We start from the raw sequence: 20769 nt of genomic DNA, 5'->3' as shown, positions 1-20769 counted from the left end.
GCCTCTAAGCCTGCGCCAGCGCCGCCAGCAGCAATTCAAGCTGCTGCTGGCGCGCTTCCATTTCTTCCATTTGCGGCGCGCTGCCGCCCATGCCGTGGAATGCCGTGTCGTGCAGCAGCGCATTGCGGAACTCCGCCAAGCCGCGCGCTTCGCGCAGCAGCGCCAGCATGGCTTCGCTGGCCCGCGGTGATTGCTGTTTCAGGCTGGCCTTGATGCGGTCCAGGCGCTTGCCAAAGGTAAGCTTGCGGGTCTGGTCGGTACCGATGCTGCGCGCGCACAGGATGAATACGTGCGCCTCCAGCCGCGAGAACTCGTGGATGAAACTCCCCAGCATCAGTTTCCATTGCTGGTCGGGTGGCAGGTCTGGCCTCATGCCGTCCATTCTACGCCGCGATCTCGCTTGCGTTGGCTCGGCATAGCCGGCGTCACACAACAACGGCCTGGCCCACTGGCGCAACGCAGGCGGCTTGCAGGGCGCCAGCTTCTATCGCCCGGCAAGCGGGCGGCCCCAACGGTCGATGCCAGCCCCCTGCCGTAGACATTTTTGTATCCCAGTGTATCTGGCGCCATGCCAGATACACAACTTGCCAAAACCTCCCACGCCACCGACACAAGCGATACACACTCCCCCCTTAATCTGGTCACACCTTAACCAAGGAGACCAAGATTATGAAAACCACCTACGCAGGACTCGCAGCCACCCTGGCTATTGCACTGTGCACCTCCGCCGCCCACGCCGCGGAACCCAAGAAGGAAATGGAGAAGTGCTACGGCGTGGCGAAAGCCGGCCAGAACGACTGCGCCGCAGGCCCTGGCACCTCGTGCGCCGCCACGTCCAAAGTCGATTACCAGGGTGACGCCTGGGTGCTGGTAGAGAAAGGCACCTGCACCTCCATCAAGACGCCCAAGGGCTACGGCTCGCTGAAGGCGAAGTGATGAAGCGTGCAATTGCCACCGCGGTCGCGCTGGCTGCAGGCCTGGCGGGCGCAGCACATGCCGCTGCGCCCGCGACGTCGACAGCTCCGGTGCCGATCGCAAAGAACATCGTGATCGTGCCGGGTGCATTCATCGACGCTTCGAGCTGGCGCGTGGTGCACGACATCCTGTCGCTGAAAGGCTACAAGGTCAGCGTCGCCCAGTTGCCGCATACCTCGCTCGACGACGACATTGCCATCACCCGCAAGGCGATCTTCCAGCAGTTCGGTGATGTGCTCCTGGTCGGCAATGGGATCGGCGGCACGGTGATGTCCAACGTGGCGACCGGCAGCAAGGTCAAAGGCCTGGTGTATGTCGCTGGCCTGATGCCGGAAGTCGGCGAAACCTCGCAGCAGCTGCTGTCGTCGATGCCCGGCGCCAGCGGCGATCCGAAGCCGGACCGCGGCGGCTTCCAGTATTTCGATGCCGCACGCTTCCGCGCCGACCTGGCCGCCGACCTGACGCCGAACCGCGTCAATTTCATGGCGGCCTCGCAAGTCCCGGTCAGTAATGTGCTGATGGGGACACCAAGCTGGTTGGCCATGTGGCACCAGAAGCCGAGCTTCGGCATCGTCACCACCCAGGACCGCCTGGTGAACCCGGAGTTGCAGCGCTGGATGTACAAGCGTGCCGGCGCCAAGGTTACTGAAATCGCAGCAAGCCATGCAGTACAAGTTTCGCAGCCGGAAGCGGTCGCGAAAGTCATCGAAGACGCTGCCCTCAGCGTCCTGTAAGTCCCAACCCAACCAAAGGAGATTCATCATGAGCATCGCTACCAAAACCCGTGCTGGCCTGGCCGGCGCCGCCGCCCTGATCGCCCTGGCTTCCCTGTCGGCACCATCCTTCGCCGCAGAAAAAGCGAAGGAAGAACCGGCCCGCTGCTACGGCATCAATACCTGCAAGGGCACCAGCCTGTGCGCCACTGCCAAGAACGACTGCAAAGGCCTGAACCAGTGCAAAGGCCACGGCGTGCTGGTGAAAACCCCGTCCGAGTGCAAGGCACTGGGCGGCACGCTGACCGAGCAGAAATAAGCAAGGGACGGAGGCACACCATGTATGCACATCGCTTCGGCCTCGGCCTGCGGCGCGAACACTACCGCGATTTCCTCGACGGCGACGTCGAGGTGGATTTCGTCGAAGTGATCTCGGAGAACTTCATGGTCGCCGGCGGCCAGCCGCGCGATATCCTGCGCCGCGTGCGCGAGCGATATCCCGTGGTGCTGCATGGTGTGTCGATGTCGCTCGGTTCTGCCGACGGCGTGCGGCCGGACTACCTTGCCCGCCTGTGCGCCCTGGTCGGGGAGGTCGAACCGATGTTCGTCTCTGACCACCTGAGCTGGTCGCGCATCGGCCGCTTCAATTCGCACGACCTGTTGCCTCTGCCTTATACGCAGGAGGCGCTCAACATCATCTGCAACAACATTGATCAGGCACAGGAAGCCCTGGGGCGTACCATGCTGGTCGAAAATCCTTCGAGCTACCTGACTTACGCTGAATCGACCATGACGGAGTGGGAATTCATTTCCGCCATGGCCAAGCGCACCGGCTGCGGCCTGCTGCTGGACGTGAACAATGTCTTCGTCAGCGCCAGCAACCACGGCTTCGATCCGCTCGAATTCCTGCGCGGCGTGCCGATGAACCGCGTGTGCCAGATCCACCTGGCCGGCCACAGCCAAGGCGATGGCCTACTGATCGACACGCACGACAGCGCCGTCAACGACGCCGTGTGGTCGCTATACCAGCAGACGATCGCCCGCTGCGGGCCTGTCGCCACCATGATCGAGCGCGATGGCGATATTCCACCGCTGGCCGAGCTGTTGGCCGAACTGCATATCGCCCGCAACCTCGCCAACCACAGGGAGGCAGCATGAACCTCGTTGACCTCCAAGGCGACTTCCAGACCATGCTGGCCACCTCAACGCCGGTTCCTGGTGTGCCGGCTGGCCCAGGCCGTGCCGTCTACCAGAACAACTACCGCGCACAGCTTGTCGGCTGCCTGGAAGAGAGCTACCCGCAACTGCGCGCCTTCATCGGCGAGGAAGCTTTCCTTCACGCCGCCGCCGCCCACATCAAGCGCCGCCCGCCCCATGCCTGGACATTGGACGCCTACGCCGACGATTTCTGCGACACGCTGCAAGCCCTCTTCCCCGACAATCCCGACCTGCACGAACTGGCCTGGATCGAACACGCACTGGACCAGGCATTCATCGGCCCGGACGCCGCACCAGTCGCCGCCGACGCATTGGCAGCCATCGACTGGGATCAGGCCCGCCTGCAACTGACGCCTACGCTGCACCTGCGCACCGCCACCACCAATTCTGCCGACCTGTGGTTCGCCTTGCGCGACGGCGGCTCGCCCGAAAGTGAAATGCTGCCCGCGCCCAGCGGCCTGCTGGTCTGGCGGCGCGGCTTCGTCTCCTGCCTGCGCGCCCTCGACGCAATCGAGTACGCCGCGCTGACGCAGCTTCAGCGCGACGGCAGCTTTGTCGGCCTGTGCACATTGCTGGTGGAACGTGTCGGCGAAGAGCAAGGCATCGCCAGCGCCGGCGCCATGCTGGCCGACTGGCTTGGCAGTGAACTCATTACCGGAGTTGACAATGAATGAAACCCGCCGCCTGTTCCTGCTCTCCGCCCTCAGCGGTCTGGCGGGAACAGTAAGCCTCGCATTCGCGCCAGCACTCGCTGGCGCCGCGCTGCCGGGCCGCAGCGCCACTGAAGTGCTGCGCGCCGTCGCAGCCGCAAAACAAGCCCTCAGCTACCACGCCGCCGGACCTGACGCCGGCCGCCCCATCCTGCTCGCCCGCGGCCCCGCCGACAGCATCGAAAACCACGCCGAAACCGCGTCGCTGCTGGCTTCCCACGGCTACCGGGTTCTGCTCCCGACACTGCGCCAAGCCGATGCCGCTACGCTCGGCCAGGACCTGCTCGCCTTTATCGACAGCCTGCACATCCCGGAAGCAGTCTTTATCGGTATCGGCCAAGGCGCCCAGGCGGCACGCGCTGCCGCGCAGCTGCGCCGCAGCCGCGTGGTCGGCCTGGTACTGGCAGACGGCGTTGCCGCGCCAATGAATGTCCCGACGATCGGCCTCGCCGGCGGCGCATCCCCGCAGCAAATTGCCGATGCCGCCGCCACGCTCGCGCGCCAGGGCAAATGGCGCACCTGACACCTGACAAAACGGAGACCACCATGAACACCAACTTTGCCCAATCCCCAGCCGCCGCAGCCGCCTCGGCAGGCGCCATCTCGACACGCATCGCAGCGCTGCAAGCGCTTGCCGCGCGCCTGCTGCCCGCATCGGTGCAACTGCTCGCCGCGCGCCTCGCCATTGCCGCCATCTTCTTCCTCTCCGGCCGCACCAAGGTAGAAGGCTGGTTCACGCTGAAGGATTCGACGATCGACCTGTTCCGCTACGAGTACATGCTGCCGCTGCTGCCCCCCGAATTCGCGGCGCCGCTGGCCACCTTTGCCGAACACGCCCTGCCGATGCTGCTGGTGGCCGGCCTGTTCACGCGCTTCGCCGCCCTCGGCCTGCTTGCCATGACCGCAGTCATCGAAATTTTCGTCTACCCGCAAGCCTGGCCCACCCACCTGAGTTGGGCCGCCTTGCTGCTGCCCCTGATCGCGCAAGGCGGCGGCAAGCTCTCCTTAGATCACATCATTTGGCGCCATGCCGCTGCTCCCGTTCCCCGGGCCGCTTAGCAAAGCGCAACGCGAAAAGAAAAAGCCCAGCCGGTGAGGGCTGGGCTTCTGGGATGCTGGTGCCGGCTGCAGGACTCGAACCCGCCACCTGATGATTACAAATCAACTGCTCTACCTGATGAGCTAAGCCGGCTGTAAAACTGTCGCCGCGATTATACGCTATTTAATGCGAGTGAGGGTCGGACGGCCACCTTTCTTTGGCGGTTCGCCGCCATCATCCGGTCCATTGTCGTCTTCGCTGCGCGGCGCCGGGACGCTGGGCACGGAAGACAGGGTCGGAACCGGCGCGATTTCCTCGACCGGCGCTGGCGCTTTCGCTGCCGGCGCCTGGCCCAGCAACGGCTCGAACGCCATGCCCTGTCCGTTTTCGTTGGCGTAGATTGCCATCACATTATTGACCGGTACGTAGATTTCGCGCGACACGCCGCCGAAGCGGGCGTGGAAGTGGATTGCGTCATTATCCATCTTCAGGCCGGAAGTGGCGCCGAAGCTGATATTGAGGACGATTTCGCCCTTCCGCACGTATTCCATCGGTACCTGGGTTGCTGCGTCGACCTTGACCGCCAGGTAGGGGGTATAGCCGCAATCGGTGCACCATTCGTAGATGGCGCGCAGCATATAGGGCTTGGTGGAGATTTCTGACATGTTCAAACTATATGGCGCGGCGCGCTCATTGCAAGCAAAGGCGCGCCGCCGGGGCCGCAATTAACGGCGCATTACTTTCTCGGACGGAGTCAGCGCTTCGATGTAGGCAGGGCGCGAGAAGATGCGCTCGGCGTACTTCATCAGCGGCGCTGCGGTCTTCGACAGCTCGATGCCGTAGTGGTCCAGGCGCCACAGCAGCGGTGCCACGGCCACGTCCAGCATGGAGAACTCGTCGCCCAGCATGTACTTGTTCTTCAGGAACAGCGGAGCCAGCGTGGTCAGGCGGTCGCGGATTTCTGCGCGGGCCTTGTCGTGGCTCTTGTCGTTCGTCTTGTTGCGCTCGCTTTCCAGCGTGTGCACGTGGACGAACAGCTCCTTCTCGAAGTTGAACAGCATCAGACGGGCACGGGCGCGCATCAGCGGGTCGGCCGGCATCAGCTGCGGGTGCGGGAAGCGCTCGTCGATGTACTCATTGATGATATTCGATTCGTACAGGATCAGTTCGCGCTCGACCAGGATCGGTACCTGGCCATACGGGTTCATGGTCGAAATGTCTTCCGGCTTGTTGAACAGGTCAACATCGCGCACTTCAAAGTCCATGCCCTTTTCGAACAGGACCAGGCGGCAGCGCTGGGAGAATGGGCAGGTAGTGCCCGAGTAGAGAACCATCATTTTCCTAGTTCCTTAGAAACAAAGGGGGCGAGACCGCGAACGGTTCACCCCAGTTGGGCCGCCCGACGTGTCAGGCGGCGCAAACACGCGCCGGCAATCCGGCGCACGCAAATTATTTAACTTCTTTCCAGTACGACGCGTTCAGGCGCCATGCCAGGGTGGCGAAGATCGTCATGAAGATCAGGACCCATACGCCCAGTTGCTTGCGCTTCTGTGCGGCTGGCTCGGCCATCCATTCCATGTAGCCAACGATGTCGGCCACGGCGGTGTCATATTCCAGCTTGCTCATGGTGCCCTTCGTGACTTGCTGGAAACCGACGAACTTGTGCATCTTCTTGCCCGGTTCGTGCGGGTCGGCCACTTCTTCAAACTTGGCAGCCTGCACGCCCTGCAGGTCCCACAGCACGTGTGGCATGGCCGCGTTCGGCAGCACCATGTTGTTGAAGCCGGTCGGGCGGTTGTCGTCCTTGTAGAAGGTGCGCAGGTAGGTGTACAGGTAATCGCTGCCGGTATTGGACGGCGTCGCCTTGGCGCGGGAGATCACGGACAGGTCAGGCGGCACGGTGCCGAACCAGACCTTGGCGTCCTTGGCCGGCATGGCCGTGGTCATCATCTCGCCCACTTTTTCGCCGGTGAACAACAGGTTGTTTTTGATCTGCTCTTCGCTCAGGCCCAGGTCGCGCAGGCGGTTATAGCGCATGGACGAGGCATTGTGGCAGTTCAGGCAGTAGTTCACGAACAGCTTGGCACCGTTTTGCAGGGCAGCCATATTGTGCGAGCGGTCCGGTGCCTTCTCCAGCGGGAAGCCGCCTTCGCTTGCGAAAGCCAGAGCTGGTACCAGGGCCAGGAGGGCCAGCAGTTTCTTAGGAAAATTCATGTATTAGTCCTTTGCTTAGCGTTCCGGTCGTTCGATTAGTGCGCGTGGAAGACGACGCGGTCCGGCACTTTTTTGAACGTACCCATTACGCTCCACCATGGCATCAGCAGGAAGAAGCCGAAGTAGTACAGGGTTGCAATCTGGGAGACGACGGTGCCGACCGGGCTTGGCGCCTGCGTGCCCAGGTAGCCCAGGGCAACGAAGGCAATCGCCAGGCCTGCATACACATACTTGTGCCAGTCAGGACGATAACGGATCGATTTCACCGGCGAGTGGTCCAGCCAAGGCAGGAAAGCCAGGATCACTACGGAACCGCCGAAGAACACTACGCCCCAGAATTTCGCATCCAGCGCGCCTGGCAGCATGCCGATGATCATCAGCAGCGCAATCACGCTGACAGCGATCTTGACCATGCTCGACAGCTTGGACTTCACCCACAGGAAGGCGGTGTAAGCGGCGATGCCAACCATCAGCACCCACAGGAAGTCGGAAGTGGTCGCACGCAGCACCGAGTAGAAGGCGGTGAAGTACCAGGTTGGCGCAATGTGCGGCGGGGTCTTCATCGAATCGCCCGGCAGGAAGTTGTTGTACTCCAGGAAGTAGCCGCCCATTTCAGGCGCGAAGAACACCACGGCGCTGAAGAGGGTCAGGAACACGGACACGCCGAACAGGTCGTGCACGGTGTAGTACGGGTGCGAAGGGATGGAATCGACCGGGTGGCCGTCCGGGCCCAGGTTTTCTTTCACTTCGATGCCGTCCGGGTTGGATGAGCCCACTTCGTGCAGCGCGATCAGGTGCGCAGCCACCAGGCCCAGCAGGACCAGCGGGATGGCGATCACGTGGAAGGCGAAGAAGCGGTTCAGGGTGGCGTCGGACACCACGTAGTCGCCACGGATCCACAGCGACAGGTCAGGGCCGATCAGGGGGATTGCACCAAACAGGTTCACAATCACCTGGGCGCCCCAGTACGACATCTGGCCCCATGGCAGCAGGTAGCCGAAGAAGGCCTCGGCCATCAGGCACAGGAAGATGGCGAAACCGAACAGCCAGATCAGTTCACGTGGCTTGCGGTAGGAACCGTACATCAGGCCGCGGGTCATGTGCAGGTACACGATGATGAAGAAGGCCGAAGCGCCGGTCGAGTGCATATAACGCACCAGCCAGCCCCACGGCACTTCGCGCATGATGTATTCGACCGATGCGAAGGCCAGGCCGGCGTCCGGCTTGTAGTGCATGGTCAGGAAGATGCCGGTAACGATCTGCAGCACCAGGACCAGCATGGCCAGGGAACCGAAGATGTACCAGAAGTTGAAGTTCTTGGGCGCGTAGTATTTGCCCCATTGGTCGTTCCACAGCTTGGTGGCAGGGAAGCGGTCGTCGACCCAGCCCATCAGCTTTTTGGCGGCTGGTGCGTCGGCTGGGAATTTGGTTTCCTTGAATGCGGCCATGGATTATGCCTCGCCTTTCTCGTCTTTACCGATGATCAGCTTGCTGTCGCCCAGGTACATATGGCGCGGCACTTGCAGGTTGTCCGGAGCAGGCTTGTTCTTGAATACGCGGCCAGCCAGGTCGAAGGTCGAACCGTGGCATGGGCACAGGAAGCCGCCGGCCCAGTCGTCAGGCAGGGAAGGCTGTGCGCCAGGGGTGAATTTGTTCGATGGGGAGCAGCCCAGGTGGGAGCAGATGCCCACGGCGACCAGGATTTCAGGCTTGATGGAACGGTTCTGGTTGCGGGCGTAATCCGGCGTCAGCTCGTCAGGGGTACGTTCGGATTTCGGATCGGCCAGCTCGCCTTCGGTCTTCTGCAGCGAGGCCACCATTTCTGGCGTGCGCTTCAGGATCCATACCGGCTTACCGCGCCATTCAACGGTTTTCATTTCGCCCGGCTGCAGCGTAGAGATATCCACTTCCACCGGTGCACCTGCTGCCTTCGCGCGCTCGGAGGGCTGGAACGTGCTTACCAGGGCGCCAGTTGCACCCAAACCGACCACACCACCTGCCGCACACGTTGCGACGAGGAGACCGCGACGGCTCGAATCGACCTGCTTCTCGTTACTCATACAAACCCCAATCAGTCAAAAATCCAAAATCTTTATTGTTAACAAAGCTTCTAGCAACCTTAAATTATAAAGGAGTGAAGATGCGATTTAAAGCAAAACCTTGCAATTTGCTAATCCATCCCAATGTTGCGCCTCTTGCGTGTTCCATGAATTTGCAGCAAAGTTGATACAAATCCATACTTTTTTTGGGAGAGTGTGTTATGGGAATGATGCAGGAATTTAAGGAATTTGCCATGAAGGGCAATGTCATCGACCTGGCGGTCGGTGTCATCATCGGTGCCGCCTTCGGCAAAATCGTCGATTCCCTGGTCACCGACGTCATCATGCCGCCGATCGGCATGCTGCTGGGCGGCCTTGATTTCGCCAACTATTACATTCCTCTCAACGGGCAGGCGCACAATCTGGCCCTGGCCGAGGCAAAGAAACTGGGGGCGGTCATCGCCTACGGCAATTTCTTCACCATCTTGCTGAACTTCATCATCCTGGCCTTCGTGATCTTCCAGATGGTCCGCCTGGTGACCAAGCTGCGCCGCGCCGAAGCGCCGGCCGCGGCGGCGGCGGAACCTGCACCACCTTCGGAAGATATCGTGCTCCTGCGCGAAATTCGCGATTCTTTGCGAAAATAGGAGTTAACGCCCATTTTGTAGCAAGACCGCCATGCGAAGACTCTGGTTATTGTTTGCACAAACGGTGACCATCGCATTGGCACTGTTCCTTGTCTACACGGCCGTGCAGCGGCCGGCCGTGCTGCCCAAGCCCGTGCCGACAGCGGCCCACACGGCGGTGCTGGCCGATGCCGGCGCCCCGCCCTCCCCCGGCTCCTACCGCGCAGCAGCCAGCCGCGCCATGCCGGCCGTTGTCAATATCCTGACCACCAAGGCGGTGCGCAAGCGCCATCCGCTGTCGCGCGACCCGTTCTTCAAGCGCTTTTTCGGCGACCGCGACGAGGAAGATGACCAGAACAGCCTCGGTTCCGGCGTCATCGTCAGCCCGCAAGGCTATATCCTGACCAACTACCACGTGGTGGAAGCGGCCGACGAAATCCAGGTCGTGCTGCCGGATGGACGCAAGGCGTCGGCCAGGATGGTCGGCACCGATCCGGAAACCGACCTGGCCGTGATCCGCATCGCGCTGGACAAGCTGCCGGTGGTGGCCCTGGGCCAGGTGGAACAGGCCAAGGTGGGCGACGTGGTGCTGGCCATCGGCAATCCGTTTGGCGTCGGCCAGACCGTCACCATGGGCATCATCTCCGCCCTCGGCCGCAACAACCTGCACATCAACCATTTCGAGAATTTCATCCAGACCGATGCCGCCATCAACTTCGGCAACTCGGGCGGGGCCCTGATCGACACCCAGGGCAACCTGCTGGGGATCAATTCGGCCATCTACTCCCAGACCGGCGGCTCGGTCGGCATCGGCTTCGCGATCCCGGTCAGCACGGCGCGCAATGTGCTGGACGCCATCATCAAAGATGGCCATGTGGTGCGCGGCTGGATCGGCGTCGAATCGCAGGAAATCACGCCGGAGCTGGCGCACAGCTTCGGCCTGGAGCGCGATTCGGGCGCCATCATCGCCGGCGTGGTGCGCAACGGCCCGGCCGACAAGGCCGGCATGAGGCCGGGCGATATCCTGCTGTCGGTGGACGGCAAGCCGGTCAAGGACACCAATGAAATGCTGAACCTGATCGCCCAGCTCTCGCCCGGCGGCCAGTCGACCATGCGCATCCTGCGCAAGAGCCGCGAAAGCGATCTCCAACTCACTGTGGGCAAACGCCCCCTCGCTAAAAAATAAAATGCACCTGCGCGACCTGACCCGCTACCTGACGGAACTGTCCGACAATAACAACCGCCCCTGGTTTGTGATGAACAAGCCGCGCTACGACATCCTGCGCGAAGAATTCCTGGATCTGGTGACGCAGGTAATCGCGGAGCTGGGCAAGTTCGATGCCCAGGTCAAGTTCTGCAACCCGAAGAAGGCCATGTTCCGCATTAACCGCGACGTGCGCTTTGCCCACGACAAGAGCCCCTACAAGACCCACTTCTCGGCTGCCATTGCGCCCAACGATATGCGCCGCCCCAGCATGGCCGGCGGCCCGACCTGGTATTTCCAGATCAGTCCTGATGGCGTGCTGGGCATCGGCGCCGGGGAATACATCCCGCCGCCGCACCGCCTGAAGGCCTTGCGCAACCACATGGTCAACGACGCTGCGGGCTTCAAGAAGGCCCTGAACAACAAGGCGCTGAAAGCGCGCTACGGCTCGATCACCGAAGAACACAAGCTGCAGCGCCCGCCGAAAGGCTTCGATCCCGCGCATGAGCACATTGAATTCATCAAGCTGAAAAGCTTCTTCGTCTACCAGGAAGTGAAGCTGCCGCTGAACAAGCCGGACGAGCTGCTGGGCATGATCGCCGGCGCCTTCAAGGACGCCTGGCCGCTGGTGCAGTGGATGCGCTCAGCCCCGGTCGAGGAACAGGAGGCAGCGTGAGCCAGCATCGCATCGCAGTCATCGCCGGCGACGGCATCGGCAAGGAAGTGATGCCGGAAGGCCTGCGCACCCTGCAGGCCGCGGCGGCGCGCTTTGGCTTGCCGCTCGAATTCACCACCTTCGAATGGGCCAACTGCGACTACTACATGCAGCACGGCCAGATGATGCCGGCCGACTGGTTCGACCAGTTGAAAGGCTTCGATGCGATCTACTTCGGCGCCGTCGGCTGGCCGGATGCTGTGCCCGACCATATTTCCCTGTGGGGCTCGCTGATCAGGTTCCGCCGCGAGTTCGACCAGTATGTGAACCTGCGCCCCGTGCGCCTGATGCCGGGCGTGCCTTGCCCACTGGCGGGGAAGCAACCCGGCGATATCGATTTCTATGTGGTGCGCGAAAACACCGAGGGCGAGTATTCCTCCGTCGGCGGCCGCCTGTTCGAGCATACCGAGCGCGAGGTCGTGCTGCAGGAAGCCGTGTTCACCCGCAAGGGCGTCGACCGCATCCTGCAGTTCGCCTTCGACCTGGCGCAATCGCGCCCGAAGAAGCACCTGACTTCCGCTACCAAGTCGAACGGCATTGCCATCAGCATGCCGTACTGGGATGAGCGCGTGAAAGCCATGGCGGCCAATTTCCCGGAAGTGCGCTGGGACCAGTACCACGTCGACATCCTGGCGGCGCGCTTCGTGCTGAGCCCTGAGCGCTTCGACGTGGTGGTGGCGTCCAACCTGTTCGGCGACATCCTGAGCGACCTTGGCCCGGCCTGCGCCGGCACCATCGGCATCGCCCCGTCGGCCAACCTGAATCCGGAACGCACCCTGCCGTCCCTGTTCGAGCCGGTACACGGCTCGGCGCCGGACATCTACGGCAAGAACATCGCCAACCCGGTCGCCATGATCTGGTCCGGCGCCATGATGCTGGACTTCCTCGGCAATGGCGACGCCCGCTACACGCAGGCGCACGACACCATCATGCGCGCGATCGAGACGGTGCTGGTACAGGGCCCACGCACGCCGGACATGGGCGGCAACGCCTCCACCACCGACATGGGCAAGGCCATCGCGGCCCTGGTTTAAGCGCCCAGCAGGGCCTTCACCGCCGGCAGGTGGCGCTCGCTGACCGGCACGCGGTCGCCGCAGCGCAGGACCAGCTGGCTGGCGCCCTCGGCGTCGCGCTGCAGCGAGGCCACCTCGGAAACCCGCACCAGTGCGCGCCGGTGCACGCGCAGGAAGCCGGCCGGGTCCAGGTGCTGCTCCAGGCGCGCCAGCGGCACCCGGTGCAGCACGCGCCGCTGCGCCAGGCGCAGCTCGACGTAATTGCCGGCCGCCTCGATCCACAGCACCTCGTCCACCTGCACGCATTCGATGCGGCCGACCGAGCGCACGTTCAGCTGCTGCAAGTAAGGCGGCCCTGCCGGCTCCGCGAAGGCGCGCATGGCCTGGGCATAGGCCGCGCGCTGGCGTTGCTGCAGCATGGCGGCAGCACGCTCCAGCGCCTGCGCCAGGCGCTGGTCGTCGAAGGGTTTGAGCAGGTAGTCCAGTGCGTGCACTTCAAACGCCTCAATCGCGTGCTCGTTGTACGCCGTGGCGAAAATCACCAGCGGCGGCTCTTCGCGCCGGGCCAGCTCGCGTGCCAGTGCCAGGCCGGTCTCCTGCGGCATCTGGATATCGAGAAAGACGACATCCACTTCCTGCCCGGCCAGGATTGCGCGCGCCGCCGCGGCGCTGGCACATTCACCGACCAGTTGCCAGTCCGGGTGGGGTGCAAGGCCGTAGCGCAGGTTGATACGGCCAGGCTCTTCGTCGTCAACGATCAGGGCACGGATCTTCATGAGGCGAAATACATCGGCATGTCGATTTCAGCGACAAAGCGTCCGCCTGCACGCTCGGTGCGCAGAACGGCGCCCCTGCCACAGGCAATGCGCAGGCGGGCCTCGATATTGCGCAAGCCCATTCCCATGCCGGGATTGGGCGATACCTCGCGCACCGGATTGCTGACGTGGATACGCAGCAGGCTGCCCTGTTCCGAGAAGCGCAGCAAGATGTCGCTGTCGCCGTCGTGGCAATCAAGATCGTGGCGCAGCGCGTTCTCCACCAGCGGCTGCAGCAGCAGGGGTGGGCAATCGGCCGCCAGCACTGCGCCGCTGTCGCCTTCGATCGACACGCGCAGGCGGTCGCCGTAGCGCATCGACTGCAGCGACAAGTAATCGCGCACGAATTGCAATTCTTCCGCCAGCGTGACCCAGTCGCGCGAGCCGGCCGCCTGGGCGTAGCGCAGCAGGCCGCTCAGGCGGCTGATCGCGCTCAGGGTGGCGCCCTTGTCATCCATGCGTACCAGCGCGCTGACCGCGTTCAGCGCGTTGAACAGGAAGTGCGGCTCCAGCTGCCCGCGCAGCGCAGCCAGGCGTTGCTGCTCCAGCTCCAGGCGCAAGGTCAGGTTGTCGGTCTCGCGCGCCCGCTGGATTTGCCAGATGCGGATGCCGGCCACCGTGACGAAAGTGAAGGTGGTCCAGGTCAGCTCGAGGAAAATGGCGAACAAGCTTCTCTCCTGCTGCAGCGAAACGAACAGGCACTCCAGCGGCAGGAACAGGAGCAGCACCATCAGGTAAGCGCGTACTATTGCGCGCGGGCTGGCCAGGGACTGCGGCCAGCGTTCCAGTGCCAAGTACAGCACGGCGCTGAACACAACCATCAGCGCGTGGGCGGCGCTCCATTCGCCGATCAGCTCCCAATAGGAGGGGTTGGCGCCCCGCTGCAGCAGCGCGCCATAGGAGGACGCGGCGCCGATAACGCAGATGACGCTCCATGCCAGCAAACTGGTGCCAAGGGTACGCAGGAAATGCAAGGTTCTCATGGCTGGACAGTATACCGGCCCTTTCCACCGGGGCCGACAGGCCCCGTCACGCAGGCGCCCGGCTTCGTCACACCGGCTTTCCTGCATTTCAGGTCGCCATTTCTGCATTTCGTCGCACGCCGGTAGTGCTGGACACCGCATATATCTATAGTTCAATCAACAAAACGCGAAATGAACTTAACCCAACCGAATGGAGAGCAAAATGAACATCGCCAAAAACATGGAATACATCTTCCTCGCAGCAGTCGCCGTCATCGGCGCCACCGGCTTCGCCACCGCCTCCACGCCGCTGAAACACAGCGCACCGGCAGCCGTAGTCGCCAAGGCGGCAGTGCCGGCCATGCCAGTGGTGACCGTCACCGCCAAGCGCCTGACCGCCGCTGAAAAAGCCGCACTGTAATTCGAACGAGATCGAACCTTCACGGAGCCCGTCATGAAAAAATTCTTCACCGCCACGATGATGACCGCAGTACTGTTCGCCGCAGGCGGCGCCGCCTGCGCGGACGACATCATCACCGAAGCGCGCACTGTTGACGGCCGGCCTGTGAAAGTAGTGCTCGATGGCGTGGTAGACCTGAAGCTGAAGCAAGGCGCACCGGCACTGGTGCTGTCCGGCGACAAGCGCTACCTGCAAAAGATCACGGTGACCCAGAACGGCGACACCATCCGCATCGGCACCGAGAATATGCGCGGCATCCACATCGGTCCGCGCAACCTGAAAGCGGAACTGACGCTGCCGCAATTGCGCGAACTGGTCTCCGCCGGCGTGGGTTCGGCCGAAGTAAAGGGATTCGACGGCGATGAAGTCCGGCTCTCCCTGGAAGGCGCCGGCGCCGTCAACATGGCATCGCGCTTCAGGAAAGTCGATGCACGCCTGAGCGGCGTGGGCAGCATGACCGTCAGCGATACCCAGGCTGAGGTGGTGGACCTGAACCTGAAAGGCGCCGGCCAGATTGCGATCTCCGGCCAGAGCAAGCAACTGAACGCCAAGCTGGGCGGCATCGGCAGCCTCGATGCCAAACAGCTGCAAAGCGAAAGCGTGGATGCCGACATGACCGGCCTTGGCAGCGCCACCTTCAATGCAAAAACTTCCGCCAACCTGCGCCTCTCCGGCATGGGTTCGGCCACGGTGTACGGCAAGCCTGCCAACCGCCAGTCCACCGCACGCGGCCTTGGCAGCGTGTCCTGGAACTGAAGCCAACGTCTCCCTACCAACTCGTGAGTTGTTTCACGGTGCTTGCCGCCCGCTAAACCCGGGCGGCTTTTTTATTCCCGCGTCCTTGCCCAGAACGATGCGCAGTTGCGGTGCGCCGCTGCCGCGTATTTCGACCCGCGTCACTGCCACGTTGAAGGGAATCGTGTTGGTCAGGCGCACCACTTGCAGGCCTTCCGCGCGCAGGCGCTGCGCCACTGCAGCAGCCATGCCGCGCACGCCATTGCCGTTGCTGACCTCGATCGGTAGCGGCGCCGCACTGGCAGGCGGCGCCGCCTCCGCCCCATGTGGGGCCCGTGCGCCACGCTCCACCCGTGCGACTTCGACCAGGCCGGCGCTGAGCTGCCGCACCTCGACCCGCGCCATGCCGGCCGGCCAAAAGCCGGTCCCGGCCGTGGCGCCGGATGTGGCCTGGGCCTCGGAGTCCGGCGCCGCCTCGCGCAGCAGGCGCGCATGGCGCATGGCTTCCAGCGCGCGGCCGCTGTCGCCGATGGTTTCCAGCAGCGCCGCCAGGCGCTCCCATGCAACGGCGCTGGAGGGCGCCAGCAGACAGGCGCGCTCCAGTGCGGCCCGCGCCTGCTCCAGGTGTCCGCCGAGGTAGTATGCGTAAGCAAGGTCGCCGAGCAGGGCCGCGCCCGGGGCGCGCCGCGCGCGTTCCTCCAGCAGCGCGATAGCTTCCTCGTAGCGCCCCTCCCTGGCCAGCGCAGCGGGAGCCGGCGGCATGGCGGCGGCGGACGCCTGCAGCGTGGCGGGAGCCGGCGGCTGCACAGGCATGCTGCACGCCGCCGCCGTTCCCATGCAGGCTGCGATGATCGTCTTACGCATGACAAACTCCTAACGCGCGCTTTGCGCAACAGGGTGGAATACGGTTTTCATCTGGATCGAGGCCGGACCCAGCAAGACGATCATCAGGGCCGGGAAAATGCAGAAAATCAGCGGGAAGAGCAGTTTCAGCGCCACCTTGGCCGCCGTCTCCTGCGCCACCACCGCCCGCTTGCGCCGCAGGTTGTCCGCATGCACGCGCAAGGAGTCGCCCATGCTGGTGCCGAAGCGCTCCGCTTGCACCAGCATCGCCACCAGCGCGTCCACGTCTTCCACGCCGCTGCGCAGGGCCAGGTTGCGCAGCGCCCGCTCCTTGGAAAAACCGGAGCGCATCTCCATCAGCACGAGCTGCAGTTCCTGCGCCAGCGCCAGGCTCTTGATGTGGATTTCCCCCGCGACCTTGGCCAGGGCGCGCTCCATGCTCAGGCCGGCCTCGACGCAAATGGTCAGCAAGTCCAGCGCATCGGGCAGGCTTTCGAAGATATCGCGCTGGCGCAATCCGGCGCGGCGCGCCAGCACCCCGTTCGGCAGGTAGTAGCCGAAGGCGGCGCTGGCAAACAATAGCAGCAGCAGCTTGCCGTTGCGCCCTGCCAGCGTTGCCACCAGCGCGGGCAGGGCCAGGGCCAGCAAGGTCTTGGCCGCAAAGTACAGCTTTGGCGCGGCAGGATGGCGCCAGCCGGCATTCATGAAGCGCGTGCGCAAGGCCGACTGCTCCCAGCCCTCCTCAGGCAGGGAAAGACGGCTGAATGGCTCCGCCACCCGGGCCACCTTTTCGATCCACTCGCCTTGTCCGGGAGCAGGCGTTGCCTCGGCGGCGCCGCTGAAGGACTTCAGGCGCTCGCGCAGCGGCCCGCCCGATAGCGCCAGCATGGCCCACAGCGCCAGGCCGGCAACCAGCGCAAACACCAGCACCAGGAACAGGATACTGTGAAGGTCGGCGTTCATACGCGTACCTTGATCACCTGGCGCATCCACAACATGCCGACCACGATGGCGCAGCCGCCATACCACAGCATGCGCTGTCCGTTGGGGTCCTGCCACAGGACTGCGCTGTATTTCGGGTTGGTCACCTGCATCGCAGCCATCAGCCCGAGCGGCATCAGGGTCAGCACCCAGGCCGACATGCGCCCCTCCGCCGACATCACCCGCACCTGCGCCAGCAGCTGCAGGCGGGCACGCGTCATGCGCGACACGTTGTCCAGCAGTTCGGCCAGGTTGCCGCCCGATTCGCGCTGGATCAGCACGGCGATCACCAGGTAGCGCAAATCCGTCAGCGGCACGCGCGCCGCCAGGTTGTGCAGCGCGTCCTGCATGGTGACGCCGAAGTTGACCTCCTCGTATGTCGCGCGGAATTCGCTGCCCAGCGGATCGGCCACCTCGTCGCCCGCCATCTGCATCACATTGGCAAAGGAGTGGCCGGCGCGCAGGCCGCGCGCCAGGAAGTCGGCCATTTCGGGCAATTGCGCCTCGATGCGGCGCACGCGGGCCGCGCGCGCCCGCAGCAGCACCAGGGCCGGCGCCGCCAGCGACAGCACGCACACCAGCACCGACGGCAGCGGCGGCAGATGCAGGGCGGCCGGCGCCAGCACACCCGCCAGCGCGGCGCCTCCCTGCACTTGCAGGAAGCGCGCCACCTGCCAGCGCAAGCCCGATTGCAGCAACAGCCGGTCCAGCGCACCGATGTACGGCATGCGCCGCAACAGCGCGTCCAGCGCCGGCGCCCTGGCGTAGCGGCGCTCCTTGAGTATGCTGATGCTGTCGCCTGCGCTGTCGGTGCGTCCCGACATCAGGCGCAGGCGGCGCGCGATGCGCTGCGCGCTGTTGCCATGGCTGCTGCTCCACCACAGCCACACAGCTTCGCACAGGCAGATCACGGCGGCGAACAGCAGCACCGAAAATGCGGTCCAGGCCAAGTCCATAGCTCCTCCTTACTCGTATACCTTGCCGGGATCGAAGACGCTGTCCGGCACCGGCGCCCCGAACATGCGCAGGCGTTCGGCAAAACGCGGCCGCACACCGGTAGCGTAGTAATGCCCCTGTACCTTGCCTTGCGCGTCCACCCCGGTCTGCTCGAAGTGGAAGATCTCGTGCATGGCAACGGTGTCGCCCTCCATGCCGGTAACTTCCTGCAGGCTGACCAGCTTGCGCGTGCCGTCGGTCAGGCGCGACAGCTGCATCACCACCGTGATGGCGGAGCAGATCTGCTGGCGTGCGGTGCGCGGTGTCAGGTTGGCGCCGGCCATGCCGACCATGCTCTCCAGGCGCGACAGCGCATCGCGCGGCGAGTTGGCGTGGATGGTGGCAAACGAGCCCTCGTGGCCGGTGTTCATGGCCTGTAGCATGTCGATCGCTTCGGCGCCGCGCACTTCGCCTAGGATGATGCGGTCGGGCCGCATGCGCAGCGCATTGCGCACCAGCGCGCGCTGCGTCACTTCGCCCTTGCCCTCCACATTGGGCAAGCGCGTTTCCAGGCGCACGATGTGCGGCTGGCGCAGCTGCAACTCCGCCGCGTCCTCGATGGTGACGATGCGCTCGCTGGCCGGGATGAAACCGGACAGCACATTGAGCAGCGTGGTCTTGCCGCTGCCGGTGCCGCCGGAAATGAGTACGTTCAGGCGCGCCTGGCCCAGCGCCTTCAGCACTTCCGCCATCGGCGGCGTCAGGCTCTTGAACTCCAGCAGCTTTTCTATCGACAGCGGCTGCGCCGAGAAGCGGCGGATCGACAGGATCGGCCCATCCACGGCCAGCGGCGGAATGATGGCATTGACGCGCGACCCGTCCGGCAGGCGCGCGTCGACCATCGGGCTCGACTCATCGACGCGCCGGCCCACGCGCGAGACGATCTTCTCGATGATCTTCATCAGGTGCGTATTGTCGTGGAAGCTGATGCCGGTCAGCTCCAGCCGGCCGGTGCGCTCGACGTAGACCTGGGCGTGGGTATTGACCAGGATGTCCGACACGCCGGGATCGGCCAGCAGCGGCTCCAGCGGGCCGAAGCCCAGCATCTCGTTCTGGATGTCCAGCACCAGCTTGTGGCGCTCCCCCTGGTTCAGCACGATGCGCTCGTCGTCGACGATGCGCGCCACCAGCAGCGCCAGTTCGTGCTTGAACTGTTCGGGCGTCAGGCGCTTCAGGCGCTCCAGGTCGATGCGCTCCAGGATCATCTGGTGCATCGACTTCTTCAGCTCCTGGTAGGCGCCGTCGGCCATGGCCGGGGCGCTCGGCGCCTGCTGCCCTTCGTCGCCCAGCGCCAGGCGTTCTCGCAAGCTCATGTCAATCTCCCATCGAAGTTTCGGCGCGGCCGAACAGCCGGTCGAACAAGCCCTTGCTCTCGGGCAGGCGGCGCTCGGTCACTGCCTCCACCAGCTCCGCCAGGCTGCGCGCCACCGGGCTGCTGCGCGCCAGCTGCAGCAGCGGGATGCCCTGGTTGACCGAATCGGTGGCCGACAGGTAATCGTTGGGCACTGTGTGCAGCACGTCGGCGCCCAGGGCCTGTTCCAGGTCGGCCAGGCGCAGCTTGCCGCCTTTCTCGTAGCGGTTGACGATCAGGCGCGTGCGCTCCTGCGGGTAGCCCAGCGAGCGGAAGATGTCGAGCAGGCGGCGCCCGTCGCGGATATCGGGCAGCGCCAGCTGCAGCACCGGATAGATGGCGTCGGCCTGGTCCAGTGCGCGCAGCGACAGCGCATCGATCTGGCGCCCCACATCCAGCAGCACGTAGTCGTAATGCTGGCGCGCCACGCGCAGGATGGCATCGATGTGGTCCGGCTTCATCTGCGTCGCCAGCGCCGGGTCGTCGGCTGCCGCCAGCACGCCGTAGCCGGGCGCCACATGCACCAGGCACGATTCCAGGAAGGCCGGGTCGAGCCGGCCGATCTGGCTGCAGATGTCGGACAGGGTCATGGCCGGCTTCTGGTCCGACACGTACAGCGTGGCATCGCCGAACTGGCCGTGCAGGTCGAGCAGCAGCACCTTGCGCCCGGCCAGCGCCGCCAGCGCATAGCCGAAATTGGTGGCCAGGAAGGTGGCGCCGCTGCCGCCCTTGCAGGAGATGAAGGCCAGCGCCTTGCCCTCGCGTACCGCTGTCACGCCGCGCTCGATCTCGATCCGGTCCAGCGCCTCGTGCAGGGCGCGATGCACCAGCGGCAGCTGCAGCACTTCGCGCATGCCGACGCGCATGGCGCGGATCAGCAGCTCGTGCTGCGGCGCGCGCGTGAGCAGGATGAACGAGGCGTCGGGATAGTGCCGCGCCAGCGGTTCCAGCTGTTCGGCCTGCGCCGGCTCCACCTCGCTGGCATCGAACAGCACCAGCTCCGGCGGCTGCGGCAGCAGGCGCTCGACCGCATCGCGCAGGTTGCGCCGGGTGGCCGTCAGCACCAGCGCCGGCAGGCGCGCCGAGCCCTGGGCCGCCAGCTCCGCCTGCAGCCGCTCGTCATTGCTGATCAACAGCGCTTTCATGGGACCTCCTTTGCT

Annotated in this window: 26 protein-coding genes and 1 tRNA gene; 13 read left to right on the top strand and 14 right to left on the bottom strand. The window is 64.2% G+C overall.

The window, feature by feature from the left end:
• Nucleotides 1–4 precede the first annotated feature (4 nt).
• Entirely contained in the window at nucleotides 5–373 is a 369-nt protein-coding gene (locus ACWBU6_RS03150; protein ID WP_452647423.1) for a hypothetical protein, read from the bottom strand.
• Nucleotides 374–669: 296 nt separating this feature from the next.
• Here ACWBU6_RS03150 and ACWBU6_RS03145 point away from each other — a divergent pair, with 296 nt between their 5' ends.
• Genes ACWBU6_RS03145 through ACWBU6_RS03115 form a run of 7 tightly spaced genes read left to right on the top strand, consistent with a single transcriptional unit; the run spans nucleotide 670 to nucleotide 4675 of the window.
• Entirely contained in the window at nucleotides 670–936 is a 267-nt protein-coding gene (locus ACWBU6_RS03145) for a BufA1 family periplasmic bufferin-type metallophore (RefSeq protein WP_130316063.1), read from the top strand.
• On the top strand, nucleotides 936–1709 hold the full coding sequence (locus ACWBU6_RS03140; RefSeq protein WP_452647422.1) for an alpha/beta fold hydrolase: 774 nt from the start codon (nucleotides 936–938) through the stop codon (nucleotides 1707–1709). Before ACWBU6_RS03145 ends, ACWBU6_RS03140 begins: the two co-directional genes overlap by 1 nt.
• 28 nt (nucleotides 1710–1737) lie before the next feature.
• Nucleotides 1738–2007: a BufA2 family periplasmic bufferin-type metallophore gene (gene bufA2, locus ACWBU6_RS03135; protein WP_452647421.1), complete on the top strand. Its 270-nt coding sequence runs from the start codon at nucleotides 1738–1740 to the stop codon at nucleotides 2005–2007.
• 20 nt (nucleotides 2008–2027) lie between these two features.
• Nucleotides 2028–2846 (top strand): MNIO family bufferin maturase, encoded by an 819-nt coding sequence (gene bufB, locus ACWBU6_RS03130; protein ID WP_452647420.1) that lies wholly within the window; start codon nucleotides 2028–2030, stop codon nucleotides 2844–2846.
• Entirely contained in the window at nucleotides 2843–3580 is a 738-nt protein-coding gene (locus tag ACWBU6_RS03125; RefSeq protein ID WP_452647419.1) for an HvfC/BufC family peptide modification chaperone, read from the top strand. Before bufB ends, ACWBU6_RS03125 begins: the two co-directional genes overlap by 4 nt.
• A complete protein-coding gene (locus tag ACWBU6_RS03120) occupies nucleotides 3573–4139 on the top strand; it encodes an alpha/beta fold hydrolase (RefSeq protein WP_452647418.1) in 567 nt (188 codons plus the stop codon). The genes ACWBU6_RS03125 and ACWBU6_RS03120 overlap by 8 nt, the downstream gene beginning before the upstream one ends.
• Before the next feature lie 23 nt (nucleotides 4140–4162).
• Complete coding sequence (locus ACWBU6_RS03115; RefSeq protein WP_452647417.1) at nucleotides 4163–4675, top strand: DoxX family protein; 513 nt, start codon at nucleotides 4163–4165, stop codon at nucleotides 4673–4675.
• 57 nt (nucleotides 4676–4732) lie between these two features.
• Here ACWBU6_RS03115 and ACWBU6_RS03110 read toward each other — a convergent pair.
• The 6 genes from ACWBU6_RS03110 to petA all read right to left on the bottom strand — a co-directional run bounded on the left by ACWBU6_RS03110 (nucleotide 4733) and on the right by petA (nucleotide 8929).
• Nucleotides 4733–4808, bottom strand: a tRNA-Thr gene (locus ACWBU6_RS03110).
• Between the two features lie 26 nt (nucleotides 4809–4834).
• Nucleotides 4835–5320, bottom strand: coding sequence for a ClpXP protease specificity-enhancing factor (locus ACWBU6_RS03105; protein WP_452647416.1), 486 nt, complete (start codon nucleotides 5318–5320; stop codon nucleotides 4835–4837).
• Nucleotides 5321–5380: 60 nt separating this feature from the next.
• Nucleotides 5381–5992: a glutathione S-transferase N-terminal domain-containing protein gene (locus tag ACWBU6_RS03100; protein WP_090436157.1), complete on the bottom strand. Its 612-nt coding sequence runs from the start codon at nucleotides 5990–5992 to the stop codon at nucleotides 5381–5383.
• 112 nt (nucleotides 5993–6104) lie between these two features.
• On the bottom strand, nucleotides 6105–6869 hold the full coding sequence (locus ACWBU6_RS03095; RefSeq protein WP_452647415.1) for a cytochrome c1: 765 nt from the start codon (nucleotides 6867–6869) through the stop codon (nucleotides 6105–6107).
• Nucleotides 6870–6904: 35 nt separating this feature from the next.
• Complete coding sequence (locus ACWBU6_RS03090; protein ID WP_452647414.1) at nucleotides 6905–8317, bottom strand: cytochrome b; 1413 nt, start codon at nucleotides 8315–8317, stop codon at nucleotides 6905–6907.
• 3 nt (nucleotides 8318–8320) lie between these two features.
• Nucleotides 8321–8929, bottom strand: a complete 609-nt coding sequence (gene petA / locus ACWBU6_RS03085; protein WP_452647413.1) for a ubiquinol-cytochrome c reductase iron-sulfur subunit — start codon at nucleotides 8927–8929, stop codon at nucleotides 8321–8323.
• A gap of 200 nt (nucleotides 8930–9129) precedes the next feature.
• On the opposite strand from petA, the gene mscL reads away from it, so the two are divergent.
• From mscL to ACWBU6_RS03065, 4 genes are read left to right on the top strand one after another with little or no spacing between them, the layout of a single operon-like run.
• A complete protein-coding gene (gene mscL / locus ACWBU6_RS03080) occupies nucleotides 9130–9555 on the top strand; it encodes a large conductance mechanosensitive channel protein MscL (RefSeq protein ID WP_452647412.1) in 426 nt (141 codons plus the stop codon).
• A gap of 31 nt (nucleotides 9556–9586) precedes the next feature.
• A complete protein-coding gene (locus tag ACWBU6_RS03075; RefSeq protein WP_452647411.1) occupies nucleotides 9587–10720 on the top strand; it encodes a trypsin-like peptidase domain-containing protein in 1134 nt (377 codons plus the stop codon).
• Nucleotide 10721: 1 nt separating this feature from the next.
• Nucleotides 10722–11414 (top strand): DUF2461 domain-containing protein, encoded by a 693-nt coding sequence (locus tag ACWBU6_RS03070; protein WP_452647410.1) that lies wholly within the window; start codon nucleotides 10722–10724, stop codon nucleotides 11412–11414.
• Nucleotides 11411–12487 (top strand): tartrate dehydrogenase, encoded by a 1077-nt coding sequence (locus ACWBU6_RS03065; protein WP_452647409.1) that lies wholly within the window; start codon nucleotides 11411–11413, stop codon nucleotides 12485–12487. The genes ACWBU6_RS03070 and ACWBU6_RS03065 overlap by 4 nt, the downstream gene beginning before the upstream one ends.
• Here the strand turns inward: ACWBU6_RS03065 and ACWBU6_RS03060 are convergent.
• The gene (locus tag ACWBU6_RS03060; RefSeq protein ID WP_452647408.1) at nucleotides 12484–13242 is read right to left on the bottom strand and encodes a LytR/AlgR family response regulator transcription factor; all 759 of its coding nucleotides are present in this window, start codon (nucleotides 13240–13242) and stop codon (nucleotides 12484–12486) included. The two genes, ACWBU6_RS03065 and ACWBU6_RS03060, sit on opposite strands and share 4 nt — an antisense overlap.
• Nucleotides 13239–14264 (bottom strand): sensor histidine kinase, encoded by a 1026-nt coding sequence (locus ACWBU6_RS03055; protein WP_452647407.1) that lies wholly within the window; start codon nucleotides 14262–14264, stop codon nucleotides 13239–13241. Before ACWBU6_RS03055 ends, ACWBU6_RS03060 begins: the two co-directional genes overlap by 4 nt.
• A 202-nt stretch (nucleotides 14265–14466) precedes the next feature.
• Here ACWBU6_RS03055 and ACWBU6_RS03050 point away from each other — a divergent pair, with 202 nt between their 5' ends.
• Together ACWBU6_RS03050 and ACWBU6_RS03045 are read left to right on the top strand one after the other, a co-directional pair.
• Nucleotides 14467–14664, top strand: a complete 198-nt coding sequence (locus ACWBU6_RS03050; RefSeq protein WP_452647406.1) for a hypothetical protein — start codon at nucleotides 14467–14469, stop codon at nucleotides 14662–14664.
• Between the two features lie 33 nt (nucleotides 14665–14697).
• Nucleotides 14698–15459 carry a GIN domain-containing protein gene (locus ACWBU6_RS03045; protein WP_452647405.1) on the top strand — a complete coding sequence of 254 codons (762 nt, stop codon included), beginning with the start codon at nucleotides 14698–14700 and terminating at the stop codon, nucleotides 15457–15459.
• A 33-nt stretch (nucleotides 15460–15492) separates the two neighbouring features.
• Here ACWBU6_RS03045 and ACWBU6_RS03040 read toward each other — a convergent pair whose 3' ends face one another.
• The 5 genes from ACWBU6_RS03040 to ACWBU6_RS03020 are packed head-to-tail and all read right to left on the bottom strand — an operon-like array spanning nucleotide 15493 to nucleotide 20754.
• Nucleotides 15493–16302 carry a LytR C-terminal domain-containing protein gene (locus ACWBU6_RS03040; RefSeq protein WP_452647404.1) on the bottom strand — a complete coding sequence of 270 codons (810 nt, stop codon included), beginning with the start codon at nucleotides 16300–16302 and terminating at the stop codon, nucleotides 15493–15495.
• 9 nt (nucleotides 16303–16311) lie between these two features.
• On the bottom strand, nucleotides 16312–17244 hold the full coding sequence (locus ACWBU6_RS03035) for a type II secretion system F family protein (RefSeq protein ID WP_452647403.1): 933 nt from the start codon (nucleotides 17242–17244) through the stop codon (nucleotides 16312–16314).
• Nucleotides 17241–18218: a type II secretion system F family protein gene (locus ACWBU6_RS03030; RefSeq protein WP_452647402.1), complete on the bottom strand. Its 978-nt coding sequence runs from the start codon at nucleotides 18216–18218 to the stop codon at nucleotides 17241–17243. Before ACWBU6_RS03030 ends, ACWBU6_RS03035 begins: the two co-directional genes overlap by 4 nt.
• Nucleotides 18219–18227: 9 nt before the next feature.
• Nucleotides 18228–19571: a CpaF family protein gene (locus ACWBU6_RS03025; protein WP_452647401.1), complete on the bottom strand. Its 1344-nt coding sequence runs from the start codon at nucleotides 19569–19571 to the stop codon at nucleotides 18228–18230.
• A gap of 1 nt (nucleotide 19572) precedes the next feature.
• On the bottom strand, nucleotides 19573–20754 hold the full coding sequence (locus tag ACWBU6_RS03020; RefSeq protein WP_452647400.1) for an AAA family ATPase: 1182 nt from the start codon (nucleotides 20752–20754) through the stop codon (nucleotides 19573–19575).
• Nucleotides 20755–20769: the final 15 nt, after the last annotated feature.

The sequence above is a fragment of the Pseudoduganella sp. HUAS MS19 genome (genome assembly GCF_053615455.1).
Note: the sequence above shows the minus strand (reverse complement) of the source record. Positions and strands in the feature narration are given on the sequence as shown.